At 29.0% G+C, this 1,910-nt stretch carries 2 protein-coding genes; one reads left to right on the top strand and one right to left on the bottom strand.

The genetic code is table 11. The features are described from left to right. The first annotated feature begins 97 nt into the window (after nucleotides 1-97). Nucleotides 98-694 (top strand): hypothetical protein, encoded by a 597-nt coding sequence (locus tag CN514_RS16195; protein ID WP_286141721.1) that lies wholly within the window; start codon nucleotides 98-100, stop codon nucleotides 692-694. Between the two features lie 67 nt (nucleotides 695-761). On the opposite strand, the gene CN514_RS16200 is transcribed toward CN514_RS16195, so the two are convergent. Continuing rightward, entirely contained in the window at nucleotides 762-1,226 is a 465-nt protein-coding gene (locus CN514_RS16200) for a hypothetical protein (protein WP_098233475.1), read from the bottom strand. Between the last annotated feature and the right edge of the window lie 684 nt (nucleotides 1,227-1,910).

The following is a 1,910-nucleotide window of genomic DNA, read 5'->3' on the forward strand; positions in this document are numbered from 1 at the left end:
GATTAGTGGAATAAAAAAAATAGTAATTTAATACTTAAAAAAATTAGGTTAAAATCAATTCTAGGGAGAAATTAAAAAACTTAAAGGTTGGTTTAAAATGAAGATGAAGAAGAATCAATTATTTCTATTATCAATTTTTAGTAGTATATTCGTAATCATTTTTGAATTTACACAGTGGCATTTCGTTGATATTTTAACAGAATTTCTAATGCCTTTTCTTTGGCTTATAGTGTTTGGTTTTTTCGTCTTTGTTACAGTCAGAAGTTTCATAGGTTTTTATAAAAATAAAGACTGGAAGCCTGTTCTAGTACAATTTATTACTATTTTATTGTTGATTTTCGTTCCTTTTAATCAAATAGTTATTAATGCGGACTTTGAAAAACATAAATCAGAGAGAGAAATGATAGTGAAGATGGTATCGAATGGATCACTAAATCCAAATGTATCTTATAATGAAACTTTAATCCACCTTCCAAAAAAATATGCTCTGCTATCTAAAGGTGGTGGAGATATTGTAATTAAAGGAGATAAAAAAGATTTTAAAATCCTATTCTTCACTTATAGAGGCATTTCAGATAGTTTCTCTGGCTTTGTATATTCTCCAAAAAATAAGCCTTCCGTAAGTGATTTTGATGGTGACTTTAAACAAGTTAAAAAATTAGATGCAAATTGGTATTTTGTAGGTTCTTATTAAACTAAAGCACAGCGTTATTTGAATAAGCTAATCATTGATTAAATGATAGATACAACTTAGAAACTAATTACTTATTTAACATTTTTATATATTTAATCATTAAGACATTGAAATATATTTCTGTTCCAACAGAAGTAACTAAATCGAACCAGTTGGTCTCATTCAAGGAAATTGAAGGATCAATATAAGTTAGAATTAAATAACCGACAATCATAATAACCGTAACTAGGACAAAAAATCGGAGTGTGAGTGGAAGATACAAACTAAAATAGCGAAAGACAAATTCCTTCCCATCTCCTCGTTGATTTATTTTATATGCTAAATAAATTCCAACTAGATTGATAAACAGAAAACTAATCAAATCAATAATATCTAAGATGTTAAAAGTTTCAGTTAACAATACTAACGGATAAGCTAGTAAAACTATTGCGAATAATGAAATACCTATTATTTTATGGTATCTTTGTGACTTACTGGACAGACTCTCTTCTTTTAAAGCTTGAACGAGCCCTTTTACATTCCAAATGTACATATGTAATCCCCTTTATAATGTCTAAAAATCATATCCATTATAACACGGACATAAAAGTGAAGAGTGAAGTAGAACTTATTGAACTAACTAATGCATTAGTTGAACAACAAGATCGGCTGTTTAGTCGGTTTTTATATTCAACATAATGGCAGTTTAGTTGAAGAAGGATTAGATTATTGAAAAAAGAGCTGCCGTAGCAACTCGATGATATTCAACTACTATGGAAGTATGTTTTAAACTTCCATTCACTGTGGTGAGTTGAACAAAATTAGAGAAAAAGGATTATTAAGTGCTTTATATTTTCGAAACCCCATATCTGCATTGATTCCAAAAGAGGGATTTATTTTAATTTCAGATGACATTGGTTCATCAGGGGTTGTCCAACATTTAAAGTTAATAAATTTAAGGTCATTATTCAGAATCAAGTTCATATACAAGTGTATAGTGAATTGATCCCGGTGTATTTGAGCGATTCGTAACTTCTATCATTTTAGTTTTTACAAGAACAGTTCTTGTTTCACCTGGAAATATTATTCCTTTTAGTGCAACGGAAAAAATCTGAGTAATTGGATTAGCGCTAGTATTAGTTATCGTTAGTGATACTAAGGTATCATTAATTTTATGTTACTTTCTTATACAACTACCATGGGAGTACAATAAAAACTTCCATTCACTGTTGTGAAT

It is taken from the genome of Bacillus sp. AFS001701 (assembly GCF_002559405.1).
GTDB lineage: Bacteria > Bacillota > Bacilli > Bacillales > Bacillaceae_G > Gottfriedia.